This window comes from Klebsiella sp. BIGb0399, from assembly GCF_003752615.1.
Classification (GTDB): Bacteria; Pseudomonadota; Gammaproteobacteria; order Enterobacterales; family Enterobacteriaceae; genus Klebsiella; species Klebsiella lignicola.
In genome coordinates, this window is the sequence record NZ_RKHT01000009.1 from 62,159 (window position 1) to 83,899 (window position 21,741).

Genomic DNA, 21,741 nt, shown 5'->3' on the forward strand with positions numbered 1-21,741 from the left:
TTAACAATTAATGGGGGGGCGTAGGCGGCCGGGGGAGTAAAAATAAAAAGGGAATGACGACCCCGATCGCGAAACTCATTATGATTCGCGACGACCCGTTCGGTTTCTCGAAATACCAGCTCGCAATATAAAAAAATCACCCACCAATACAGGTAGGGAGACCGTACTGCCTCGAGGGAAATTAAATGAGCGACAAAATAAAAAGATATATTTCTGTGATGCGGTTAACAAAAATAAATAAAAAAAATATTCCTCACGCCTCATCAATCGTCATGCTCATCATTTTATTACTGACCGCCCAACAGCTGGCTAAATTAAGCTGGCGGGCGATCGTCCCGGCCACCGTTCCCGATATTGAGATTAACGACACCGCCGAACCTACGACCATTCTCCCGGCAGCCAAAACGGAATTACCGCGCTTCACGCTGTTTGGCCGCGCGGAGCAAACATCGCCGTCCTCTTCCGCTGGCGGCAGCCTCGAACAGGCCCCGCTCTCCGCGCTTAAGCTGCGGATCACCGGCCTGCTCACCAGCAGCGATGCGTCGCGCTCGATCGCGATCATGGCTAAAGGGAATCAACAGGTTAGCCTGATGACTGGCGACAGTACGCCGGGCAATGAAGCCCGGATTATCGCGATTCTGGCCGACCGCATTATCGTGAATTACCGTGGGCGGAATGAAGCGATTTTATTGAATGACGACGCCACGGAAAAAGCGGCGACACCCTCCGCTACTCCGCAGACATCACGTCTCAGCCAGATTCGCCAGCAGCCGCAGAGTATTCTTAATTACCTTAATATTTCTGCGGTAATGGTCAATGAACAACTCAGCGGATATCGGCTCAACCCGGGTAAAGACCCCACGCTTTTCCGTGAATCAGGTTTACATGAAAACGATCTGGCGGTGGCTTTAAACGGTCTTGATCTCCGCGACAAACAACAGGCTCAGCAGGCATTAAAACAGCTTCCGGAGCTCAACGAAATAACACTTACCGTCGAACGTGAAGGCCAGCGACACGATATCTATTTAGCTTTGAGGGATGAATAATTGGCAAACGCAACGATTTTCCGCCTGATGTTCATCACCCTGATGATATTCAGCTCGCTGTTATTCAGACCGGCCGGCGCTGAAGAATTTTCCGCCAGTTTTAAAGGAACGGATATTCAGGAATTTATTAATACGGTGAGCAAAAACCTGAATAAAACGGTGATCATTGACCCCAACGTACGCGGGACAATTACCGTCCGCAGCTACGATATGCTCAATGAAGAACAATATTATCAGTTTTTCCTTAGCGTACTGGATGTCTATGGTTTCGCCGTTATCAATATGAATAACGGCGTGCTGAAAGTGGTCCGCTCAAAAGATGCCAAAACCGCAGCAGTACCGGTAGCCAGCGATGCCGCCCCGGGTGAAGGGGATGAAGTCGTGACCCGGGTTGTGCCGTTGACCAACGTCGCCGCCCGCGATCTGGCGCCGCTGCTGCGCCAGCTCAACGATAACGCCGGTGCCGGTAGCGTGGTCCACTACGAACCGTCTAACGTCCTGCTGATGACCGGACGGGCCGCGGTGATCAAGCGCCTGTTAACCATCGTAGAGCGCGTTGATAATGCCGGCGATCGCAGCGTGGTGACGGTCCCGCTGTCGTGGGCCTCGGCGGCCGACGTCGTCAAACTGGTCAACGAGCTGAACAAAGACACCAGCAAATCCGCCCTTCCCGGCTCGATGGTGGCAAACGTGGTCGCCGACGAACGCACCAACGCCGTGCTGGTCAGCGGCGAGCCGAACTCCCGTCAACGCATCATCGCCATGATTAAGCAACTCGACCGCCAGCAGGCGGTGCAGGGAAATACCAAAGTTATCTATCTGAAGTACGCCAAAGCAGCCGATCTGGTGGAGGTATTAACCGGGATCAGCAGCACGATACAAAGCGAAAAGCAGAGTGCCAAACCAGTGGCCGCGCTCGATAAAAATATCATTATCAAAGCCCACAGCCAGACCAACGCCCTGATTGTCACCGCCGCACCGGACGTCATGAACGACCTTGAGCGGGTTATCACCCAGCTGGATATTCGCCGCCCGCAGGTGCTGGTTGAGGCGATCATTGCCGAAGTTCAGGACGCCGACGGCCTCAATCTGGGAGTCCAGTGGGGCAACAAAAATGCCGGCATGACCCAGTTCACCAACAGCGGTCTGCCCATTTCGACGGTGGTCGCCGGGGCCAATCAATACAACCAGGACGGCACTCTCACCAGTTCGCTGTCCAGCGCCTTAAGCTCGTTTAACGGCATCGCCGCCGGGTTCTATCAGGGGAACTGGGCCATGCTGCTGACCGCACTCTCCAGCAGCACCAAAAACGATATTCTCGCCACCCCCAGCATCGTCACCCTCGACAACATGGAAGCAACCTTTAACGTCGGCCAGGAAGTGCCGGTGCTCAGTGGTTCGCAAACCACCTCCGGGGATAACATCTTCAACACCGTGGAACGTAAAACCGTCGGCATCAAGCTGAAGGTCAAACCGCAGATCAACGAAGGCGACTCGGTGCTGCTGGAGATCGAACAAGAAGTGTCCAGCGTCGCCGACTCCGCCTCCAGCACCAGCTCGGATTTGGGCGCCACCTTCAACACCCGTACGGTTAACAATGCGGTGCTGGTGGGCAGCGGCGAAACCGTGGTCGTCGGTGGGCTGCTGGATAAAAGCGTCACCGACACCGCCGATAAGGTGCCTCTGCTCGGCGATATTCCGGTCATTGGCGCCCTGTTCCGCTCCAGCAACAAGAAAGTCTCCAAGCGTAACCTGATGCTGTTTATCCGCCCGACGATCATTCGCGATCGGGATAGCTACCGTCGGGCCTCGTCCGGCCAGTACGAGGCCTTTAACGAAGCCCAGACCAAACAACGCGGCAAAGAGAACAACGAGGCCCTGCTGAACGAAGAGCGACTGCAGATTTACCCCCGCCAGGATACCGTGGTGTTCCGCCAGATCAGCGCCGCCATCGATGCCTTCAACCTTGGAGGCACCCCATGATGCCGGTAACCGAACCTCGTCCGCTGCTGCCATTCGCCTATGCCCGCACCCACAATATCGTGCTGCTAAACGATGGCGTCTCGTGCCTGGCCCGCTGTCTGAGCGGCACCTCCGCGCAGGCATTGCTGGAGGCCCGGCGGGTGGCCGACGGCCCGATTATCGTCGAGCGCCTCACCAGCGAAGCGTTTGAAAAGCTGCTGGTGCTCAGCTACCAGCGTGACTCAGCGGAAGCCCGGCGCATGATGGCCGACATCGGCAATGAGCTGGATCTCTACACCCTGGCAGAAGAGCTGCCGGATACCGATGACCTGCTGGACAGCGACGACGACGCGCCAATCATCCGCCTGATTAACGCCATGCTGACCGAGGCCATCAAAGAGAAAGCCTCAGATATTCATATCGAAACCTACGAACGCCACCTGCAAATTCGCTTTCGCGTGGATGGCGTGCTGCGTGAGATCCTGCGCCCGCAGCGGCGCCTCGCCGCGCTGCTGATCTCACGCATAAAAGTCATGGCCAGCCTCGATATCGCGGAAAAACGCATTCCTCAGGATGGACGAATGGCGCTACGCATCGGCGGGCGGGCGATCGATGTTCGCGTCTCAACGCTGCCCTCCAGCTATGGCGAACGCGTGGTATTGCGTCTGCTGGATAAAAACAGCGTCAACCTCGACCTGCTCACCCTCGGGATGCCGCCGGCGCTGCTACAGCAGGTCGACGATCTGATGGCCCGTCCGCACGGCATCATTCTGGTCACCGGCCCGACCGGCTCAGGCAAGAGCACCACTCTGTACGCTGCCCTCAGCCGGCTTGACGCCCGCGAGCGCAATATCATGACCATTGAAGACCCGGTCGAATATGAACTGGAAGGCATTGGCCAGACTCAGGTGAATGCCAAAGTGGAGATGACCTTTGCCCGCGGCCTGCGGGCGATCTTACGTCAGGACCCAGACGTAGTGCTGGTCGGTGAAATCCGCGATGGCGAGACGGCACAAATTGCCGTCCAGGCCTCGCTGACCGGGCACCTGGTGCTTTCCACCCTCCATACCAACAGCGCGCTGGGGGCCATTTCGCGCCTGCAGGATATGGGGGTGGAGCCGTTTTTACTCTCGACCTCGCTGCTGGCGGTAATGTCGCAACGGCTGGTGCGCCAGCTCTGCCCGCACTGCCGCCAGCCGCAACCGGCCGATACTCAGACCGCCGGCCAGATGGCGATCCCTCCGGGAACCCCGCTGTGGCGGGCGGTGGGCTGCGCGGAATGCAGTTTCACCGGCTATCGCGGCCGTACAGGGATCCACGAACTGCTGCGGGTTGACGACCGCGTACGCAGGGCGATCCACCGGGGAGAAAACGAAGTCACGCTGATCCAGCAGCTGGGCGAAGACTACACCACGCTGCGGGATGCCGGGCGCGCGAAGGCGCTGGCCGGTATCACCAGTTGGGAAGAGGTGCTCAGGGTGACCGAACAGCGAACAACGGAAGCAGACTAAGATGGCTATTTTCCGCTATCAGGCCCTCGATTCGCGTGGCAAAACCCAGCGCGGGGTACAGCAGGCCGATTCCGCCCGTCATGCGCGTCAGTTGCTGCGCGATAAAGGCTGGTTGCCTCTGGAGATCGACGCCGTTGAACGCGCCTCGCCAGGCGCTGCCCGCTCGCTGTTAACCAGGCGCACCAGCGCCAGCGATCTGGCTTTGCTGACCCGTCAACTGGCCACCCTGGTGGCGGCGGCCATTCCGTTAGAGAAAGCGCTGGATGCCGTGGCCCAGCAGTGCGAAAAAGCGCACCTCAAAACCCTGATGGCAGGCGTACGCAGCAAGGTCCTGGAAGGCCATTCGCTGGCCGAAGCCATGCGCGGCTATCCGGGGTGTTTTGATCGGCTGTATTGCGCCATGGTGGCCGCAGGCGAAACCTCCGGCCACCTCGACGGCGTCCTCAACCGTCTGGCGGACTATACCGAACAGCGCCAGCAGCTGCGCGCCCGCCTGCTGCAGGCGATGATCTACCCCATTGTCCTGACGCTGGTCGCCGTCAGCGTCATCGCTATTTTACTCTCCACGGTGGTACCCAAAGTCGTCGACCAGTTCATCCATCTGAAACAGGCGCTGCCGTTCTCCACCCGATTGCTCATGGCGCTCAGCGATATCGTCCGTACCGCCGGCCCCTGGCTGCTGCTGGCCCTGCTCGCCGGCGGCCTGCTGTTGCACTACCTCCTACGCCAGCCCGCGCGTCGCCTGCTGTGGCACAAACAGCTGCTGCGCCTGCCGCTGATTGGCCGGGTGGCACGCAGCATCAACAGCGCCCGCTACGCCCGAACCTTAAGCATTCTGAATGCCAGCGCCGTTCCGCTGCTGCTGGCGATGCGCATCAGTGCGGAAGTGCTGAGCAACGCCTGGGCGCGCCGCCAGCTGGAGGCGGCTACCGAAGCGGTCCGCGAAGGTATCAGCCTGCATCGCGCCCTCGAAATGACCGCCCTCTTCCCGCCCATGATGCGGTACATGGTCGCCAGCGGCGAGCAGAGCGGAGAACTCGACGGCATGCTGGCACGTGCCGCCGACAACCAGGACCGTGAGCTGAGCGCGCAAATACAGATGGCGCTCAGCCTGTTTGAACCTTTGCTGGTGGTGGTGATGGCCGGAATGGTGTTGTTCATCGTTCTGGCGATCCTGCAACCGATCCTGCAGCTCAACACCCTTATGAGTATGTAATTGTCTTAATGGAGAAAAATATGCAACGGCAGCGCGGCTTCACGTTACTCGAAATCATGGTGGTGATTGTCATCCTCGGCATTCTTGCCAGCCTGGTGGTGCCCAACTTAATGGGCAACAAAGAAAAAGCGGACCGCCAGAAGGTGGTCAGCGACCTGGTGGCGCTGGAGGGGGCGCTGGATATGTACAAGCTGGATAACAGCCGCTACCCCAACAGCGAACAGGGGCTGCAGGCGCTGGTCAGCCGCCCCACCGCCGAGCCGCAGGCGCGCAACTATCCGGAAGGGGGATACATCCGCCGTCTGCCTCAGGATCCATGGGGCAACGACTATCAGTTGCTCAGCCCGGGCCAGCACGGTCAGATCGATGTCTTTAGCGTCGGCCCTGACGGCGTGCCGGATACCAATGACGATATCGGCAACTGGACTATCGGGAAAAAATAGTGCGACAGCGCGGCTTCACGTTACTGGAAATGATGCTCATTTTGCTATTGATGGGCGTCAGCGCAAGCATGGTGCTGCTGGCCTTTCCGACGGCGCGCGACGATGACGCGACGCAGACCCTTGAGCGCTTTCAGACTCAGCTGCGCGTTATCCGCGAGCGCGGGCTGCAGACCGGGCAGTTCTTTGGCATCTCGGTTCACCCTGACCGCTGGCAGTTTATGCTGCTGCAACCGCAGGATGAACGTGAGCCGGAGAACACCTCGGACAACCGCTGGTCCGGTTATCACTGGCAGCCGCTGCCAGCCGACCGCGTCGCGACCGCCGGTCAGGTCGCTGCGGGGAAACTCACCCTGGTCTTCCCGCATGATGCCCAATGGACCCCGGGGGAGCAGCCCGATGTGCTGCTGTTTCCCGGCGGCGAAGTGACGCCGTTCCAGCTCCTGCTCGACGGCACGGCGGGAATTGCCGTCGATGCCCGCGGCGCCGTCCAACCGGCACAACAGGACGACACCCCATGAAATCACAAGCCGGGATGACGCTCCTTGAAGTTATGGTGGCGCTGGTGGTCTTCGCCCTCGCCGGACTGTCCGTGATGCAGGCCACGCTCCAGCAGACCCGCCACCTGGGACGAATGGAAGAGAAAACCCTCGCCAGCTGGCTTGCGGATAACCAGCTGGTACAGCTGAAACTGGAAAACCACTGGCCGGCGCTGCGTGACGCAGAAACCACGGTACAGGCGGCGGGCAGCAACTGGCATATCCGCTGGAAAGGGGTGGAAACGGAGCTTCCGCAGCTGCGGGCGCTGGAGGTGGAAGTCCGTCACGATAAGCGTGATAAAACGCCGATCGCCTCCCTGCGCACCTACGTGACTCAGCCATGATCGAACGCAAGATGCACGGCTTCACCCTCGTGGAAATGCTGCTGGCGCTGGCGATACTGGCAGCGCTGAGCGTGGCGGCAATGGCGGTGCTGCAAAACGTTATCCGCGCGGATACCCTGACTCGCGACAAGACACAGCAGATGCAGGCGCTGCAGCACACCTTCGGCCAGATGTCCTCCGACATCAACCAAATCATTGCGCGTCGAAGCCGCGAGAGCAGCAGCCTCTTTTTTGCCGGACGTTACCAGCTCAGCAGTGATGACTGGGCGATAAGCTTCAGCCGCAACGGCTGGCCGAACCCGCTGGGAATGCTGGCGCGCTCAGAGATCCAGAACGTCAGCTATCGTCTGCGTCAGCAGCGCCTTGAGCGTCTGAGCTATGACCAGCAGGATCCGCTGACCGGCGCGCAACCGACGGTGGAGGTTGTGCAGGAGGGCGTCCGGGCATTCCGCCTGCGCTTTTACGCCAGCGGCCGCTGGCAAGAACGCTGGGACAACACCCAAAGCCTGCCCCAGGGGCTCGAAGTGACCCTGACGCTGGACGGCTATGGCGACATCACCCGTCTGTTCCTGATAACCCAGGGTTCCAGCCAATGAATCACCGTCAGCGCGGGGTCGCACTTCTGATGGTACTGCTGATTCTGGCCCTGATGATGGTGCTGGCGAGCGCCATCACCGAGCGAACGGCGCAACTCTATCAGCAGACCGCCACCACCCTCGATAACCTGCAGGCGAAATGGTACGCGCTTGGCGCTGAAACCATGGCGGCCGCCCTGCTACAACGTGACGCGCTGGACTCTCCCAATCAAACGCACCTCGGGCAAAACTGGGCCCAGGAAGGGCGGCGTTTCACGGTCGATGGCGGCGAGATCGGCGCCACGATCCGCGACGGTCAGGCCTGCTTCAACCTGAACGCGATCAACCAGCACAACGCTGAGGAGAGCGAAGAGACGCCCTGGCCGGCAGCGACCTTTATCCGCCTGCTGGAGAATCTCGGCGAAGAGCCGCTGCGCGCACGCCAGCTCACCGCCGCGCTTGGTGACTGGGTCGACAGCGATCGCGAACCACGGCTTAACGGCGGCGAAGACGAGGTGTATATGGCGGGGACACCGGGATACCTTGCCGCTAACCAGAAGATGCAGGACGTCAGCGAACTGCGCCTGCTTAACGGGATGGACGCCGCGCTATATCAACGCCTGCTTCCCTACGTGTGCGCCCTGCCGGACGACGCGCTGCAGATCAACATCAATACCCTCAGGCCCGGTCAGGCGCGGCTGCTGATGGCGCTGTTTCCCAGCGGCGTGAATCTTCAGCAGGCGCAGCAGCTGTTGCAGGATCGTCCGCAGAGCGGCTGGAACAGCGTCGCGGCCTTCCTGGCTCTGCCAGCCTTACAGCAGAGCGATACCGCCGCCGCCCGCCCCTGGCTGGCGGTTCGCAGCGAGCGCTTTGTCGCCGCCTTTACCGTGGCGATGGGCAGCACCCAGTATCAACAACGTAGCGTCCTGCAAAAAGAAGGCCGCACGTTCCGCATTATCCAGCGGCAATATGGACGCTATAGGATGGCCGATGAATCACGATAAAACAGCGCACCGCGCGATGCTCATTGTACGTCTTGCCGCGCCCGACGCGCCCGTCGCCTGGCGGCTGGTCTGCCCGGACGACCCGCAGCAGGAGGCCGCTGGCGAATGGTCCGCCACCGGCGATGACGCCACGCTCCCCAGGCTTGCGGAACGCGTTCCCGCCTGGGTACTGATACCGGCCAGCGACTGCGCCTTTCATGACCTCACGCTTCCGCCGGGGCTGCGCAAACCACCGCTGCAGGTATTGCCGTTTTTGCTGGAAGAGCAGCTGGCCACCGACGTCGAAGAGACCCACTTCGCCCTGCTCCATCGCCAGCGCGAGCGCTGTTCGGTGGTGGCGATTGCGCGGCAGAAAATGGCTGACTGGCTGGCCCGCTGCGACAATCTGGGGTTGACGCTGCTGGCGCTGACGCCGGATGTATTGACCCTGCCTTACCACCCCGATCGCTGGAGCGCGGTCCGCAGCGATGGCCAATGGCTGATTCGCCAGGATGCCTGGTGCGCAATGGCAGCGGAAGATAGCTGGCTTGCGGAACTGCTTGCCTGCTGGGAAACCCTGCCGCCAATCGACTGCTACTCTCCGCCCCCCGCGGCCTGCGCCCCGTGGCACCCGCTCGCGCCGCAGGATCTACTCGCGCTGGCGGCGGCGAACCCGGCGGCCCGCAGCATCTGCCTGCGTCAGGGCCGTTTTGCCCCACAGCGTCGCTGGCAGCCTGCCGCTCAACGCTGGCGCCCGGCCCTGTTCGCCACCGTGGCGCTGGCGCTGCTGTGGAGCACCAACGCGGTGCTCGATCACCTGTCCCTTAGCCGCCAGGCGGATGCCGCCCGGGAGGCCAGCCTGGCGTTCTATCGCCACTGGTTCAGCCACGATAAAAACGTCATCAACCCACGGTTGCAGATGCAGCAGCATCTGCGCCAGCTGGAAACCACCACCACGGCATCCCCGCTGATTGACCATATCCGCACCCTGCAGAATGTTGTCTCTGACACCCCGGGGATCCAACTGCGGACGCTGAGCTGGGACGCCACCCGCAACATGCTACAGCTCGATGTTTCCGCCGTATCTGCGCGGGCGCTGGAGCAGTTCACCGCCCGCGCGCAGACGGGATTTCGCGTGCGCACGGGGGAGATGAAGCCCCGCCCCGATGGCATTGACGGGCGCCTGACGCTGGAGGGCCACGATGGCTGATGTTCGAGCATTATGGCAACAGCGTACCCGCCGGGAACAGGGGTTGTTGATCGGCATGGGGGTGCTGTTACTTGCGGGAACAATCTGGTCTGCTATCTGGCAGCCCTGGCTCAACCGGGAAGCGCAGTGGCAACAAACGCTCGCCAAAGAGCAGGCCAGCCTGCGCTGGATGCAGCAGCAAACACCGCGACTCCAGCAGCTCGCCCGCCAACAACCAGCCGCTCCGGCCACGGCGACCAGCGAAGAGCTATCTGCTGTCGTCATGCGGGAGGCCACCAGTCAGGCGCTGACGATCGTCCGGCTACAGCCGCAGGGCGCACGGGTCAACGTGACGCTCCAGCCCTGCACCTTTCAGGCGCTGATCGCCTGGCTGGATCTCCTCGCCCGCCAGGGGATCCTCGCCCCGACCCTGGCGGTCAGCGCCGATCCCGCCCGCCCCGGCAGGGTGACGGTCAATACCCTGATCCTGGAGCGTCAGCATGAGCAATAAAATCATGTTCGGCCTGCTGTTTTCGGCGCTCTATCTGGCGTGGATGCTGGTGAGCGCACCGGCCTGGCTTATGACCCTCGTACTACCAGAGGAGGTCAACAGCCGCGGGCTTTCCGGCACCTTGTGGCAAGGTGAAGCCCGGCAGTTGAGCTGGCGCGGCGTGCGCCTCAATCATCTCAGTTGGGCGCTGACCTTCTCTTCCGGCCTGCCGGGCTGGCGGGTCACCTTTCACGATCCCGATGGATTACGCGGCCAGGTCTCGCTGTCCCCTCTGTCGGCGCTGAGAGTGCAAAACGCGCATCTCACGATGCCGGCCAGCCTCGCCAGACGCTGGCTGACGCCGACGCTGCCGGTGGAGGCCAGCGGGCTGATTACCCTGCACCTGCCGGAAGGCCGCTTTAACCACACCGGCTGCCAGCAGGTCTCCGGAGGCCGCGCGCAGTGGCAGCAGGCGCAATTACGCTCCCCGGCGGGTTCACTGGAGCTGGTCAAGGTAAGCGGTACATTTCGCTGCACGCCCGCCGGCGCGCTGGCGCTGACCCTCAGCCAGGACTCGCATCAGCTCAGCCTCAGCGGGCAAGGCACCCTGAGTCCCGACGGACGCTACGCCTTTCACGGCCAGCTTCAGACACGCCAGTCAACCCCAGCACTGCTCGCCCTGCTGATGAGCCAAAATCAACGCAAGGATGAGCAGGGACGCATTCCCTAGCAGCTGCAGGGAAAATGGTAACCCCCAGGAGACATCATGACGCTATTGAGTGCATTTTCGCTGCAGTTTCCCCTGGTATGGGGCGTATTTTTGTTTATTTTCGGCCTGACGTTTGGCAGCTTTTTTAACGTGGTGATTCACCGTTTACCGCTGATGATGCAGCAAGAAGACAACCCGCGATTCAACCTCTGCGTGCCCGCCTCGTTCTGCCCGCAGTGCCGGCGTCCCCTTCTCTGGCGGGATAACATTCCCCTGCTGAGCTATCTCTCGCTGAAGGGGCATTCGCGCTGCTGCCAGCAGCCGATTTCTCGCCGTTATCCGCTGACGGAGCTGGCCAGCGGGCTGATCTTTGTGCTGGCGGGCGGTCTGCTGACGCCGGGATTGCCGCTACTGGGAGGGCTGATCCTGCTCTCCACGTTGCTGGTGCTGGCGATTATTGACGGGAAGACGCAGCTTCTGCCGGATCGCCTGACGCTGCCGCTGCTGTGGGCCGGCCTGCTCTTCAATCTTCACGGGACTTTTGTTCCGCTTGCCGATGCGGTGATCGGCGCCATGGCGGGCTATTTATCGCTGTGGACGGTGTACTGGCTGTTTCGCCTGCTGACCGGCAAGGAGGCGCTGGGGTACGGGGATTTTAAGCTGCTGGCCGCACTCGGCGCGTGGTCTGGCTGGGAGCTTCTGCCGCAGACGCTGCTGTGCGCATCAGCCAGCGGTCTGATCTGGACCTTACTGCAACGCCGAATCACGCTTCAGTCGCTGGATCAGCCGCTGGCCTTCGGCCCCTGGCTGGCGCTGGCCGGTAGCGGGTTGTTCCTGTGGAACCAGACGCTGTAACCGCTACGGCAATAATTGGCCATGCTCCCGGCCGGCGCGATGCTTAGCCGGCTACACCGGGCTACGAATATTTTTTGGTGCGCCGGGTCGGTGCCGTATTGGCCGGATCGTCCGGCCAGACGTGTTTGGGGTAACGCCCTTTCATCTCTTTTTGCACCTCACGGTAGGTTCCCTGCCAGAAGGCGCCGAGGTCGCGGGTGATTTGCAGCGGCCGCTGGGCGGGGGACAGCAGCTCCAGCACCAGCGCCACCCGGCCCTGGGCGATGGTCGGGGTCGTGGCCTCGCCAAACATCTCCTGCATGCGCACCGCCAGCGCCGGCGGGTTTTCCTCATGATAACGAATGGCGATCCGGCTGCCGGTGGGCACGGTGTAATGCGTTGGCAGTTCGCTCTCCAGCTTCTGACGCAGCGACCAGGGTAGCCAGTTTTGCAGCGCCTGCCGCACATCCAGCGCCTTCAGCGCCCGCAGTGAATGAACCCCGCTCATCTGGGGCAGCAACCACGCTTCAAGCGACGCCAGCAGCGATGCATCGTCCACCGCGGGCCACACTTCCTCAGGCAACCATTGCGCCGCGCAGTGCAGGCGCAGGCGCAATTGCTCCGCTTCCGGGGTCCAGTGCAGTACGCTCAGGCCTTTATCCCGGATGCCGTTGAGCATCGCCTGATGCAGCTCCTCTTCCGAGGGTTTCGCCAGCGGCTGCGTTTTCATCACCAGCTGTCCAATGCAGGTGCGCCGCCAGGCCTTCAGAGTGCCTTGCGCCTCGTCCCATTCGACGGTATCAGACTGCTGCGCCAGCCCAGGGCATTGCGTCATCAGCACGTTAATATCCAGCGGCAACGCCAGCAGAATACGCGCATCCGGCGCGCTGCTGCCCTGCAACAGCAGCGGGGCAATCAGCCACTCGTGGCGTCCCAGTGCGTCGTCGGCGTCCAGCATCGCCCCCATACCATTGGCGAGCTGATAACGGCCTTCCTGACCGCGACGACGGGCGATACGGTCGGCAAACGCCGGGGCCAGCAGCGCCGCCAGGCGCTGAGCATCAGGATGCCCGCCGCGGCTGGCGAGCCGTTTTAGTAATTGTTGCGCGCGCTGCTGCCAGTTTGGCTGCTGGCGGGCAAACGCCGCCCCGAGATCGCTGCTTGCGCCGCGCGGTGGTTCCTCAAGGATCGCCACCAGCTTCGCCGCGGTTGCCGCATCGTCAGGATCGTTCGCCGCCGTGAGGATCGCCGCCAGCCGCGGATCGTTGCCTATGCGCGCCATTTTACGACCGAGCGCCGATAACCCTTCCCCCTCCAGCGCCGACAGCGCCGTCAGCAGACGCCGGGCCGCCGCCAGGTTGGCCGCCGGAGGCAGATCGAGCCAGCTGAGCTGGGCGGGATCGCGACATCCCCACTGCAGAAGCTCCATCAGCAGTGACGACAGATCGCTGTGCAGGATTTCCGCCTCGCTCTGTGCCGCGGCCCGCTCCGCCTGCTCTTTGCCGATTAAATGCAGGCAAATCCCCGGCGCCAGACGCCCGGCGCGACCGGCGCGCTGGGTCATCGATGCCTGACTAATACGCTGGGTCACCAGCCGGGTTAACCCGGTTCGGGCGTCAAAGCGGGCGACCCGCTCCTGAGCGCAGTCCACCACCAGGCGAATCCCCTCGATGGTTAAACTGGTTTCAGCGATATTGGTCGCCAGCACCACCTTGCGCTGGCCTGGTGCCGCAGGAAGAATCGCTTTGCGCTGTTCACTCAGCGGCAGCGCGCCGTACAGCGGGCAGAGAACCACGTCGTCGGCCACCCGCTCGGCCAGCTGCGTCTGCACCCGCTGGATTTCCCCCACTCCCGGGAGAAACAGCAGCATCGAACCCTGTTCCTGGCGCAGTAATTCGGCGGCCGCGCTCGCCACCGCCTCATCAAAACGCTGATGCGCCGCAAGGGCCTGAAAACGTTTTTCCACCGGGAACGCCCGCCCTTCAGAGCTGATGGTCGGCGCCTGGGGTAACAGCTGCTGCAGGCGATCGTTATCCAGCGTCGCGGACATAATCAGCAGTTTCAGATCGTCGCGCAGCCCCTGCTGAACATCCAGCAGCAGGGCCAGCGCCAGGTCCGCCTGCAGACTACGTTCGTGAAATTCATCGAGGATCACCAACCCGACGCCGCTCAGTTCGGGATCGTGCTGGATCATCCGCGTCAGGATCCCTTCGGTGACCACCTCCAGACGCGTATCCGGCCCGACGCAGGTTTCCGCTCGCATCCGATAGCCGACGGTCGCGCCGGGCTTCTCATCCAGCAGCTCCGCCAGACGTTGGGCGACGTTGCGAGCGGCTAAGCGCCGGGGCTCCAGCAGGATAATGCGCCCCTCAATCTGGCCCGAGGCAAGAATTTGCAGCGGCAGCCATGTTGATTTACCGGCACCGGTTGGCGCATTAAGCAGCACCTGCGGCGCCTGCTGCAGTGCAATAAGAAGTTCAGGAAGGACGGCGGCGACCGGCAATGGGGACACGAAAGGCTCCGGAGGTTAACATTTGAGGGCAAGCATTGTAGCATCCTGATAATTCATAACCGAGTCTCTATCATGTCCGAGCCGAAAAGGCTGTTTTTCGCCCTTGAACTGCCCGAAGAGGTCCAGCGGCACATCGTGCAGTGGCGCGCCGCGCACTTTGCGGAAGATGCCGGACGGCCGGTCGCGGCCAGCAATCTGCATCTGACGCTGGCGTTTCTGGGAGAGGTCAGCGCGGAGAAACAGCGCGCGCTGGCGGCGATGGCCGGACGGATCCAGCAGCCGGGCTTTTCACTCACCCTCGACGATGCCGGGCAATGGCTGCGCTCCCGGGTCGTCTGGCTTGGCCCTCGTCGGCCAGCCCGCGGTCTGCTGCAGCTGGCGGACATGCTGCGCGCCCAGGCGGCCCGCAGCGGCTGCTACCAAAGCCCGCAGCCGTTCCACCCGCATATCACCCTGCTGCGCGACGCCCGCCATGCGGTAGCGATCCCGCCGCCGGGTTTTGCGTGGACCTTTGCCGCCAGTGAGTTCGTTCTCTATGAGTCCAGTTTTGCGCGCGGACGTACCCGCTATACCGCCCTGGAACGTTATCCCTTCAACAAGGAAAGCTGATGCAGTTCACTCCTCCGTTACAGTCCGCCACCCTGATTAAACGTTACAAACGATTTCTGGCGGATGTGGTGACCCCCGAGGGTCAGGAGCTCACCCTCCACTGTCCGAACACCGGCGCCATGACCGGCTGCGCGGCCCCCGGCGATACCGTCTGGTATTCGACGTCAGATAATCCCAAACGCAAATACGCCCATACCTGGGAATTAACGCAAACCCAGCAGGGGGCAATAATTTGTGTTAATACACTACGCGCGAATATACTGGCGAAAGAGGCCATCCTGGCCGGGGATATTCCGGAGCTTTCTTGCTATAACATATTGAAAAGTGAAGTTAAATACGGAGAAGAGAACAGCCGTATTGATATTATGTTACAGGCAGAAGCGCGACAAAACTGCTATATTGAAGTGAAATCGGTTACGTTGGCGGATAAAGAAAGCGGTTATTTCCCCGACGCGGTCACCGAACGCGGTCAAAAGCACCTGCGGGAGCTCATGAGCGTGGCGGCGGCAGGCGACCGGGCAGTCATTTTGTTCGCCGTACTCCATTCGGCGATTGACCGTTTCTCACCCGCGCATCACATTGATGCCAGATACGCACAGCTGTTGATTGAAGCGCAAACAAAGGGGGTGGAAATTCTCGTTTATAAGGCGGAACTTTCTACCGAGATGATGACTCTGAATAAGCCGATTACCGTGGTGTTAACCCCCGGTAAATAAACGGCTAAATAATGTCCGGGTCGCGAGCGCAAATACGCTTTTCTTCACAGGGTTGTCAAGTGTAACGTTTACATAATTGCTATCCGGAAAAGCATCTGCTATTTATAGCGGCCTGATTTTTCCCCCAACATGGGGATCGATAGTGCGTGTTAAGGAGAAGCAACATGCAAGAAGGGCAAAACCGTAAAACATCGTCCCTGAGTATTCTCGCCATCGCTGGGGTGGAGCCGTATCAAGAGAAGCCAGGCGAAGAGTATATGAACGAAGCCCAGCTGGCGCACTTCAAGCGTATTCTTGAAGCATGGCGTAATCAACTCAGGGATGAAGTGGATCGCACCGTATCGCACATGCAGGATGAAGCTGCAAACTTCCCGGACCCGGTAGACCGTGCCGCACAGGAAGAAGAGTTCAGCCTGGAACTGCGTAACCGCGACCGCGAACGTAAACTGATCAAAAAGATCGAAAAAACGCTGAAGAAAGTCGAAGACGAAGATTTTGGCTTCTGCGAATCCTGTGGCGTTGAGATTGGTATTCGCCGTCTGGAAGCGCGCCCGACCGCTGACTTGTGCATCGACTGCAAAACGCTGGCGGAAATTCGCGAAAAACAGATGGCTGGCTAATCCGCTTCGCTATCGTATCTCCGGCGGGAGTCTCTCCCGCCTACATGCTTTAATAGTCACCCCATGAATGACTCACACTATATTGGCCGCTTTGCCCCCTCACCGTCCGGCGAACTTCACTTCGGCTCTTTGATTGCCGCCCTCGGCAGCTATCTCCAGGCCCGTGCTCAACGCGGAATCTGGCGCGTGCGTATTGAAGATATCGATCCGCCACGTGAGGTCCCCGGCGCCGCCAGTACCATCCTGCATCAGTTAGAACACTACGGTCTGCACTGGGACGGCGAGGTGCTGTGGCAGTCGCAGCGTCATGAAGCCTACCGCGAACGTCTTGCCTGGCTGCACGAGCAGGGACTGTGCTATTACTGCACCTGCACGCGAGCGCGCATCCACGAGGTTGGCGGCGTTTATGATGGCCACTGCCGGGATTTACAGCTCGGGCCGCAAAATGCCGCCCTGCGTTTACGCCAGACGCGACCGGTCCTCGACTTTTACGACCAGCTGCGCGGGACCCTCGTCGCCGATGAAGCGCTGGCGCGCGAAGATTTTATTATCCATCGCCGCGATGGCCTGTTCGCCTATAATCTTGCGGTGGTGGTGGACGATCATTTCCAGGGGGTCAGCGAAATCGTGCGCGGGGCCGATCTTATCGAACCGACGGTACGGCAGATTTCCCTGTATCACCATTTCGGCTGGCAGGCCCCGGACTACGTGCATCTGCCGCTGGCCCTGAATGCCGAGGGGAGTAAACTCTCCAAACAAAATCACGCCCCGGCGCTGCCGGCAGGCGATCCGCGCCCGGAAATAATGCGGGCGTTAATGTTTCTGAATCAGGATATTGAGCAGGAATGGCGAGCGCTAAGTATTGAGGATTTACTCAAGCTTGCGGTGGCGAACTGGAACCCGAAAAAAATCCAGCATTCTCAAATGCCTCTTGCTGAGCTATGATTAGCCGCTATTTTTCTCGTCGCCTTTCAAGTTGCTCCTGCGTTGGCTGCACTTGTTCACCCAATCACATAGTTATCTATGCTGCTGGGACTCACAAGTTTGCCACCTTCCTGCAACCCGAAATGCCTAGAGTAATATTTTGATCTGAAGTCCGTCTGACACTACGAGGTGCAACATTTTTACCCGAGTCGCTAATTTTTGCCGCAAGGTGCTAAGCCGTGAGGAGCGCGAGGCAGAAGCCGCCGTTGAACAAACGCATATGACGGTTATCCCGCGTGAACAGCATGCAATTTCCCGCAAAGATATCAGTGATAATGCCCTCAAGGTGCTCTATCGACTGAACAAGGCGGGCTACGAAGCCTATCTCGTCGGCGGTGGCGTACGTGACCTTCTGTTAGGCAAAAAACCAAAAGATTTTGACGTCACCACCAGCGCAACGCCGGATCAGGTTCGTAAACTGTTCCGCAACTGCCGCCTGGTCGGCCGTCGCTTCCGCCTGGCGCACGTGATGTTCGGGCCGGAAATCATTGAAGTCGCCACCTTCCGCGGCCACCATGAAGGCCACACTACCGATCGTGTGACCTCCCAGCGCGGCCAGAACGGCATGCTGCTGCGTGACAACATCTTCGGCTCCATTGAGGAAGATGCCCAGCGTCGCGACTTCACCATCAACAGCCTGTATTACAGCGTGGCCGATTTTACCGTGCGCGACTACGTCGGCGGCATGAAAGATCTGCAAGACGGCGTGATTCGCCTGATTGGCGATCCGGAAACCCGCTATCGCGAAGACCCGGTCCGCATGCTGCGCGCGGTGCGCTTTGCCGCCAAGCTCAACATGAGCATTAGCGCCGATACCGCAGAGCCGATACCGCGCCTTGCCGCGCTGCTTCACGATGTGCCTCCGGCGCGTCTGTTCGAAGAAGTGCTGAAGCTGCTGCAGGCCGGTTACGGTTATGACACCTACATGCTGTTGCGTGAATATAACCTGTTCCAGCCGCTGTTCCCGACCATCACCCGCTACTTCACCGAGCGCGGCGATAGCCCGATGGAACACATCATTTCCCAGGTGCTGAAGAATACCGATAACCGCATCCATAACGACATGCGCGTTAACCCGGCATTCCTGTTCGCCGTGATGTTCTGGTATCCGCTGCTGGAAATGGCGCAGAAAATTACCCAGGAAAGCGGTCTGGCTTACAACGACGCCTTCGCGCTGGCAATGAACGATGTGCTGGATGAAGCCTGCCGTACGCTGGCGATTCCGAAGCGGATCACCACGCTGGTGCGCGATATCTGGCAGCTGCAGCTGCGCATGTCCCGTCGCCAGGGCAAACGCGCCTGGAAGCTGATGGAGCATCCAAAATTCCGCGCGGCCTACGATCTGCTTGAGCTGCGTGCCGGCGCCGAAAAGAATAACGAACTTCAGCGTCTGACCAAATGGTGGGGCGAGTTCCAGGTGGCTGCGCCACCAGATCAAAAAGATATGCTGAACGATCTTGATGACGAGCCGGCACCGCGCCGTCGTCATCGTCGTCCACGCAAGCGCGCACCGCGCCAGGGCAACGCGTGACCCGCGTCTACATCGCCATCGGCAGCAATCTGGCCTCTCCTCTGGAGCAGGTAAATGCTGCCGTTGCGGCCCTTGCGGCGATTCCCGACAGCCGGGTGATTGCCACCTCTTCTTTTTACCGCACCCCGCCGCTGGGACCGCAGGATCAGCCTGATTACCTCAATGCCGCCGTCGCGCTGGAGACAGAACTCCAGGCGGAAGCCTTGCTGGATCATACTCAGCGCATTGAGCTGCAGCAGGGTCGCGAGCGCAAAGCCGAACGCTGGGGGCCGCGCACGCTGGACCTCGATATCATGCTGTTCGGCGATGCGGTCATCAACACCGAACGCCTGACGGTGCCGCATTACGACATGAAAAACCGTGGTTTTATGCTGTGGCCGCTGTTCGAAATTGCCCCGACGCTCCGTTTCCCGGACGGCACCGCCCTGCGTCAGGTGCTGGAAAATCTCGCCGCCGACAAGCCGGCTATCTGGTCACTCCCCTCTTCCCAGGCTTAACCATTCTGGCTATCGGGGTAATCGGTTGCCTATACCCTAAATAATTCGAGTTGCAGGCAGGCGGCGACGCAGGGAATCCCCAGGAGCTTACATCAGTAAGTGACTGGGGTGAGTGAGGAAAGCCAACGCTCATGCAACCCGAAGTATGACGGGTATAAAACCATTGCCCCCTTCAATGCGACTGTTAGAATGCCGGTTAAAATGACTTTCATCATCAGGAAACGTTATGAAACCGACCACTATCGCCCTGCTGCAGAAATGCAAACAGGAGAAGCAGCGCTTCGCCACCATCACCGCCTATGACTACAGTTTTGCGAAGCTGTTTGCCGATGAAGGGATCAACGTGATGCTGGTAGGCGACTCGCTGGGTATGACGGTACAAGGGCACGACTCGACTTTACCGGTGACCGTGGAAGACATTGCCTATCACACTCAGGCTGTCCGTCGTGGCGCGCCGCACTGTCTGCTGCTCGCTGACCTGCCGTTTATGGCCTATGCCACGCCGGAACAGACCTTTGCCAACGCCGCTCTGGTGATGCGTGCCGGGGCCAACATGGTCAAACTGGAAGGCGGCGCATGGCTGGCGGATACCGTGAAAATGCTGGCGCAACGTGCGGTCCCGGTCTGTGGTCATCTGGGCCTGACGCCGCAGTCGGTCAACATCTTTGGCGGCTATAAGGTGCAGGGTCGCGGCGATGCGGCTCAGTCGCTGTTTGAAGACGCACTGGCCTTAGAAGCGGCCGGTGCGCAGCTGCTGGTTCTTGAGTGCGTCCCGGTGGCGCTGGCGCAGCGGATCACCGAAGCCTTAACCATTCCGGTCATCGGTATTGGCGCAGGCAACGTGACCGACGGGCAGATCCTCGTCATGCATGACGCCTTCGGCATTACCGGCGGCCATATCCCGAAATTTGCGAAAAATTTCCTCGCTGAAGCGGGCGACATGCGCGCCGCCGTGCGGCAGTATATTGCCGAAGTGGAGTCCGGCGTCTATCCGGGCGAAGAACACAGTTTCCATTAAGGAGTCTTGTTGTGTTGATTATTGAATCTCTGCCGCTGCTGCGCCAGCATATCCGCCGCTTACGTCAGGAAGGCAAGCGTATCGCGCTGGTGCCTACCATGGGCAATCTCCATGACGGCCATATGCAGCTGGTGGATAAAGCGAAAGCCAGCGCGGATGTCGTGGTGGTCAGTATTTTCGTCAACCCGATGCAGTTTGACCGCCCCGAGGATCTGCAGCGCTACCCGCGTACGCTGCAGGATGATTGCGAAAAGCTGAACAAGCGTAAGGTGGATTTCGTTTTCGCCCCGGCAGTCGCAGAGATCTATCCCAACGGCACCGAAAGCCAGACCTATGTCGATGTTCCCGGCCTGTCGACCATGCTGGAAGGCGCCAGCCGTCCGGGCCACTTCCGTGGTGTATCGACCATCGTCAGCAAACTGTTTAACCTGATTCAGCCGGACATCGCCTGCTTCGGCGAGAAGGATTTCCAGCAGCTGGCGCTGATCCGTAAAATGGTGGCCGATATGGGCTACGACATCGACATCATCGGTGTACCGATTATTCGCGCCAAAGATGGTTTAGCGCTGAGCTCACGCAACGGCTACCTCACCGCGGAACAGCGTAAGATTGCGCCGGGTCTGTACAAGGTGCTGAGCACCGTGGCCGACAAACTTGCCGCCGGCGACCGTAACCTCGATGAAATCATCACCCTTGCCGGGCAGGAGCTGAACGAGAAAGGCTTCCGCGCTGACGATATCCAGATCCGCGATGCGGATACGCTACTGGAGCTGACGGAGACCAGCAAAAACGCGGTGATCCTGATGGCGGCGTGGCTGGGCCAGGCGCGGTTGATCGATAACCACATCGTGGCGCTGAGCCAGTAGACAAGGGTTAAAAATCTGGCAATATTGCCGGGCATTTACGCCAGGCGGGTGTTAAATCCGCTTCGTATCGTTAAGGTATAACCCCTGACGCATCCAGACGACCAGCGCACGTTGATGCACCACGGGAATAAAGGTAGATATCATGATTCGTAATATGCTGCAGGGTAAACTCCACCGCGTTAAAGTCACGCAGGCAGACCTGCACTATGAAGGTTCTTGCGCCATTGACCAGGATTTTCTCGATGCTTCCGGCATTCTTGAGAACGAAGCGATCCACATCTGGAACGTGACCAATGGCAACCGTTTCTCCACCTACGCCATTGCGGCAGAACGTGGCTCCAGAATCATCTCGGTGAACGGCGCCGCCGCGCACTGCGCAAGCGTTGGAGATATTCTGATCATCGCCAGCTTCGTCACCATGCCTGATGAAGAAGCTCGCCGCTGGCAGCCGAAAGTCGCCTATTTCGAAGGCGACAACGAAATGAAGCGCCAGGCCAAAGCTATTCCGGTTCAGGTTGCCTGAACCCTCTCCAGGCCCCGGTTCAACGGG

General features: G+C 60.2%; 23 protein-coding genes. 22 read left to right on the forward strand and 1 reads right to left on the reverse strand.

Going from position 1 to position 21,741, the window contains the following annotated elements; all coding sequences use genetic code 11:
• Positions 1-185: 185 nt before the first annotated feature.
• Genes gspC through EDF82_RS21035 form a run of 13 tightly spaced genes read left to right on the forward strand, consistent with a single transcriptional unit; the run spans position 186 to position 11,859 of the window.
• Positions 186-1,046, forward strand: a complete 861-nt coding sequence (gene gspC, locus EDF82_RS20975) for a type II secretion system protein GspC (RefSeq protein WP_123757431.1) — start codon at positions 186-188, stop codon at positions 1,044-1,046.
• 27 nt (positions 1,047-1,073) lie between these two features.
• Entirely contained in the window at positions 1,074-3,029 is a 1,956-nt protein-coding gene (pulD, locus tag EDF82_RS20980) for a GspD family T2SS secretin variant PulD (protein WP_123757699.1), read from the forward strand.
• Complete coding sequence (gene gspE, locus EDF82_RS20985; protein WP_123757432.1) at positions 3,026-4,519, forward strand: type II secretion system ATPase GspE; 1,494 nt, start codon at positions 3,026-3,028, stop codon at positions 4,517-4,519. The genes pulD and gspE overlap by 4 nt, the downstream gene beginning before the upstream one ends.
• Before the next feature lies 1 nt (position 4,520).
• Positions 4,521-5,735 (forward strand): type II secretion system inner membrane protein GspF, encoded by a 1,215-nt coding sequence (gene gspF / locus EDF82_RS20990; protein WP_123757433.1) that lies wholly within the window; start codon positions 4,521-4,523, stop codon positions 5,733-5,735.
• 20 nt (positions 5,736-5,755) lie between these two features.
• The gene (gene gspG, locus EDF82_RS20995; RefSeq protein ID WP_123757434.1) at positions 5,756-6,178 is read left to right on the forward strand and encodes a type II secretion system major pseudopilin GspG; all 423 of its coding nucleotides are present in this window, start codon (positions 5,756-5,758) and stop codon (positions 6,176-6,178) included.
• A complete protein-coding gene (gene gspH / locus EDF82_RS21000) occupies positions 6,178-6,696 on the forward strand; it encodes a type II secretion system minor pseudopilin GspH (protein ID WP_123757435.1) in 519 nt (172 codons plus the stop codon). The genes gspG and gspH overlap by 1 nt, the downstream gene beginning before the upstream one ends.
• Positions 6,693-7,058 carry a type II secretion system minor pseudopilin GspI gene (gspI, locus tag EDF82_RS21005; RefSeq protein WP_123757436.1) on the forward strand — a complete coding sequence of 122 codons (366 nt, stop codon included), beginning with the start codon at positions 6,693-6,695 and terminating at the stop codon, positions 7,056-7,058. The genes gspH and gspI overlap by 4 nt, the downstream gene beginning before the upstream one ends.
• Positions 7,055-7,654 carry a type II secretion system minor pseudopilin GspJ gene (gene gspJ, locus EDF82_RS21010; protein WP_123757437.1) on the forward strand — a complete coding sequence of 200 codons (600 nt, stop codon included), beginning with the start codon at positions 7,055-7,057 and terminating at the stop codon, positions 7,652-7,654. Before gspI ends, gspJ begins: the two co-directional genes overlap by 4 nt.
• Positions 7,651-8,637, forward strand: a complete 987-nt coding sequence (gene gspK / locus EDF82_RS21015; protein WP_123757438.1) for a type II secretion system minor pseudopilin GspK — start codon at positions 7,651-7,653, stop codon at positions 8,635-8,637. Before gspJ ends, gspK begins: the two co-directional genes overlap by 4 nt.
• Entirely contained in the window at positions 8,624-9,826 is a 1,203-nt protein-coding gene (gene gspL, locus EDF82_RS21020) for a type II secretion system protein GspL (RefSeq protein ID WP_123757439.1), read from the forward strand. The genes gspK and gspL overlap by 14 nt, the downstream gene beginning before the upstream one ends.
• On the forward strand, positions 9,819-10,316 hold the full coding sequence (gene gspM / locus EDF82_RS21025) for a type II secretion system protein GspM (protein WP_123757440.1): 498 nt from the start codon (positions 9,819-9,821) through the stop codon (positions 10,314-10,316). Before gspL ends, gspM begins: the two co-directional genes overlap by 8 nt.
• Complete coding sequence (locus tag EDF82_RS21030; RefSeq protein WP_123757441.1) at positions 10,306-11,025, forward strand: type II secretion system protein N; 720 nt, start codon at positions 10,306-10,308, stop codon at positions 11,023-11,025. Before gspM ends, EDF82_RS21030 begins: the two co-directional genes overlap by 11 nt.
• 36 nt (positions 11,026-11,061) lie before the next feature.
• Positions 11,062-11,859 (forward strand): A24 family peptidase, encoded by a 798-nt coding sequence (locus EDF82_RS21035; RefSeq protein ID WP_123757442.1) that lies wholly within the window; start codon positions 11,062-11,064, stop codon positions 11,857-11,859.
• 61 nt (positions 11,860-11,920) lie between these two features.
• On the opposite strand, the gene hrpB is transcribed toward EDF82_RS21035, so the two are convergent.
• Positions 11,921-14,350: an ATP-dependent helicase HrpB gene (gene hrpB, locus EDF82_RS21040; protein ID WP_123757443.1), complete on the reverse strand. Its 2,430-nt coding sequence runs from the start codon at positions 14,348-14,350 to the stop codon at positions 11,921-11,923.
• 72 nt (positions 14,351-14,422) lie between these two features.
• Between hrpB and thpR the strand changes: the two genes are divergently transcribed.
• The 9 genes from thpR (at position 14,423) to panD (ending at position 21,714) form a co-directional block, all read left to right on the forward strand.
• On the forward strand, positions 14,423-14,959 hold the full coding sequence (gene thpR, locus EDF82_RS21045) for an RNA 2',3'-cyclic phosphodiesterase (protein WP_123757444.1): 537 nt from the start codon (positions 14,423-14,425) through the stop codon (positions 14,957-14,959).
• The gene (sfsA, locus tag EDF82_RS21050) at positions 14,959-15,675 is read left to right on the forward strand and encodes a DNA/RNA nuclease SfsA (RefSeq protein ID WP_123757445.1); all 717 of its coding nucleotides are present in this window, start codon (positions 14,959-14,961) and stop codon (positions 15,673-15,675) included. The genes thpR and sfsA overlap by 1 nt, the downstream gene beginning before the upstream one ends.
• 164 nt (positions 15,676-15,839) lie before the next feature.
• Positions 15,840-16,295 carry an RNA polymerase-binding protein DksA gene (gene dksA, locus EDF82_RS21055; protein WP_004858018.1) on the forward strand — a complete coding sequence of 152 codons (456 nt, stop codon included), beginning with the start codon at positions 15,840-15,842 and terminating at the stop codon, positions 16,293-16,295.
• Positions 16,296-16,358: 63 nt separating this feature from the next.
• Complete coding sequence (gene gluQRS / locus EDF82_RS21060; RefSeq protein WP_123757446.1) at positions 16,359-17,240, forward strand: tRNA glutamyl-Q(34) synthetase GluQRS; 882 nt, start codon at positions 16,359-16,361, stop codon at positions 17,238-17,240.
• Between the two features lie 175 nt (positions 17,241-17,415).
• Positions 17,416-18,810: a polynucleotide adenylyltransferase PcnB gene (gene pcnB / locus EDF82_RS21065; RefSeq protein WP_123757447.1), complete on the forward strand. Its 1,395-nt coding sequence runs from the start codon at positions 17,416-17,418 to the stop codon at positions 18,808-18,810.
• Positions 18,807-19,307, forward strand: coding sequence for a 2-amino-4-hydroxy-6-hydroxymethyldihydropteridine diphosphokinase (folK, locus tag EDF82_RS21070; RefSeq protein ID WP_123757448.1), 501 nt, complete (start codon positions 18,807-18,809; stop codon positions 19,305-19,307). Before pcnB ends, folK begins: the two co-directional genes overlap by 4 nt.
• Before the next feature lie 226 nt (positions 19,308-19,533).
• A complete protein-coding gene (panB, locus tag EDF82_RS21080; RefSeq protein WP_123757449.1) occupies positions 19,534-20,325 on the forward strand; it encodes a 3-methyl-2-oxobutanoate hydroxymethyltransferase in 792 nt (263 codons plus the stop codon).
• A gap of 11 nt (positions 20,326-20,336) precedes the next feature.
• Positions 20,337-21,191 (forward strand): pantoate--beta-alanine ligase, encoded by an 855-nt coding sequence (gene panC, locus EDF82_RS21085; RefSeq protein WP_123757450.1) that lies wholly within the window; start codon positions 20,337-20,339, stop codon positions 21,189-21,191.
• A gap of 142 nt (positions 21,192-21,333) precedes the next feature.
• A complete protein-coding gene (gene panD, locus EDF82_RS21090; RefSeq protein ID WP_004858002.1) occupies positions 21,334-21,714 on the forward strand; it encodes an aspartate 1-decarboxylase in 381 nt (126 codons plus the stop codon).
• The last annotated feature ends 27 nt before the right edge of the window (positions 21,715-21,741 follow it).